Below are 2,351 nucleotides of genomic sequence, written 5' to 3'. Positions count from 1 at the left end.
GTGGACGTCCTTGAGCTCGCGGGTGCGCTCCTCGACCCGCTGCTCCAGACCCTCGTTGGCCTGACGCAGGGCTTCCTCGCGGCGCTGCACCTCGTCGGCCATGCGGCGGAAGGAGCGGGCGAGCTGTCCCAGCTCATCGTTGCGAGAGGTGTCCAGCTCGACGTGGAAGTCGCCGGAGGCCACGCGCTCGGTGGCCCGGGCGAAGGCCACCAGCGGGCGGGTGATCTGATGCCGGAGCACCCAGGCCATGATGCCCAGCTCGAGGACGAGCGAGAGGATGCCCAGCAGCAGGACGTAGCGCGCGGCCTGGACAGCGGGCTTCATCACCATGCTCTCGGGGAGGACGGTGACGAAGGTCCAGCCGGGGCCCTGGAGCCGGGTGGAGGCGAGGTACTCGCCGTGCTCGGACAGCTCCACCACGCGCTCGCCGGGCGGAGCCTTCCGCACGCGCTCGAAGAGGTCGCGCAGGTGGGTGCGCAGCTGCTCGGAGCCGAGCCGCGCGGGCATTCCGTCCGACTGCTTCTCGATGCCCAGGATGTTGTAGACCCCAGTGGGCCCCGTCGCCGGCAGCGCGGGATGGGCGATGAGCTGCCCATCATCGCGGAAGATGACGTTGTAGGTGCCGGTCCGTCGATCCCGGAGGGTTCGGGTCACCATGTCCCCGAGGATCACGTCGTGACCGACGGTCGCGACATGGCGGCCCTCCAGGTCCAGCGGGGTGACGACCGAGGTCAGGGAGAGCTTGGAGGGGGGATCGTAGTAGGCCTCGCTCCAGGCCGTCTTCCGCTCCGGATTGTTCTGGGGGGTGCTGATGGGGAAGAACGCGAGGTCGGTGAGCGAGAAGTCCGCCGCCGCGTCCTGGCAATAGGTGGGGCTCTCCGGCCAGAAGAGGAGATTCGGCCCCTCGGGCAGCGTGATGTACGTGTTCTGGAAGCGCGTATGGAAGGCGGGCCCGTACTGCACGAGCACGTCGTACGAAGCGACAATCCTCCGGCGCAGCTCCTCGGTGAGCTTCACGCCCCGGGGGACGAAGAGACCGATCATCTTCGTGCCGTCGAAGCCCTCGGGCCGGTTGCGGACCGTGCCGTCGGGCAGGCGGGTGAACAGGCGGTCGAAACGCTCGCTCACGTCCTGGGATGACAGGGATTGAATCCGCTCCGCGAGGGCCTTCGTGAGGACGGCGTGGTTGTCCTCGGCCAGCACGAAGATGGCCTGCTCGCGCTGCCCGCGCTCCGAGACATGTTGCTCCAGCTGCGTGAGCGCTTCCTCGCGCAGCGTGTGGAACATGTGCAGGTAGCTGAAGAGCGTCGTCAGGGCGATGATGACCGCGATGCGCACGCCCATGTGGAGGAGCGTGGACCGGGCCAGGGGGGCACTGGGTTTGGAAGAGTGAAGCATCAGTTCCTGTCGGCCCGGGGTGAACTACCTCCAGAAAAAGGTCGACAGGACGGGACACGACAGGCGTCGTGCATATTCCTCGCACGAGCGTGCGGGGATGGGCTTGCCGGGGCGCCTGGTGGGCGCTCCCGGGGCGCGTGGCTACTCGGTGAGGGCCACGGCCAGCTGGCGCACTTCCTGGCCGTTGAAGGGCTTGCGCAATTCCCTCAACGACTGGCGCTCGCCGAACTCGTGCACGAGCTCCGACCAGGAGTAGTCGGAGTAGGCCGAGCACAGCACCACGTGCAGCGAGGGCGCCACCTCACGCAGGCGCCGCAGCGTCTCGGCGCCGTTCCAGCCCGGGGGCATCCGGTAGTCGAGGAACACCAGCGAATAGGGCCGGCCCGCCGCCAGGGACTCCTTGATCTTGGCGACCCCTTCCTGGCCCTGGAAGGCCGAGTCCACCTCGAACTCCGGCTCGGCGGAGGCATTGGCGCGGGAGGCAGGCGGACCGAAGAGGGCCTCCTCCAGCACGTCGATGTCCCCCCGGCTGCGGCGCTGCTCGGGGCTGAGGATCCGCCGGAAGTCCGTGTGGATGGCCTCCGAGTCGTCGATGACGAGGATGCGTCTCTTCATGGGGGGGTTGCTCATGTCGTCTCCTGGGGAGCTGGCAGATAGGGGAGCTCCAGGGTGAAGGTGGCGCCGTGTCCCGGACCGTCGCTGTGAACGGTCAGCGAGCCACCCATCTCCTGCGCCGCGATGGCGCTGGAGTGCAGGCCGAAGCCATGCCCTTCCTCCCGGGTGGTGAAGCCATACTGGAAGATGCGGGTGAGCATCTCCGGCGCGATGCCCATTCCATTGTCATGCACCACGATATGGACGTTCTCGGTGGGGGTGCGCTCCAGCGAGACGCAGAGGAGCCGCTCGGCCGGTGCGACCGAATCCATGGCGTACTTGGCGTTGCTCACCAGGTT

General features: G+C 67.9%; 3 protein-coding genes. All 3 read right to left on the bottom strand.

Annotation, left to right across the window (positions count from 1 at the left end; genetic code table 11):
* A partial coding sequence (locus ACJ8AT_RS24150; RefSeq protein ID WP_407740193.1) for a HAMP domain-containing protein occupies positions 1 to 1,344 on the bottom strand: 1,344 nt, incomplete at its 3' end.
* Between the two features lie 195 nt (positions 1,345 to 1,539).
* Positions 1,540 to 2,013, bottom strand: a complete 474-nt coding sequence (locus ACJ8AT_RS24145; RefSeq protein ID WP_407740192.1) for a response regulator — start codon at positions 2,011 to 2,013, stop codon at positions 1,540 to 1,542.
* Between the two features lie 11 nt (positions 2,014 to 2,024).
* Positions 2,025 to 2,351: ATP-binding protein (locus ACJ8AT_RS24140; RefSeq protein ID WP_407740191.1), on the bottom strand; the 327-nt coding region annotated here is incomplete at its 5' end.

The sequence above is a fragment of the Hyalangium sp. genome (assembly GCF_045802625.1).
Classification (GTDB): Bacteria; Myxococcota; Myxococcia; order Myxococcales; family Myxococcaceae; genus Hyalangium.
This window is presented reverse-complemented; position numbering and strand designations above follow the sequence as displayed.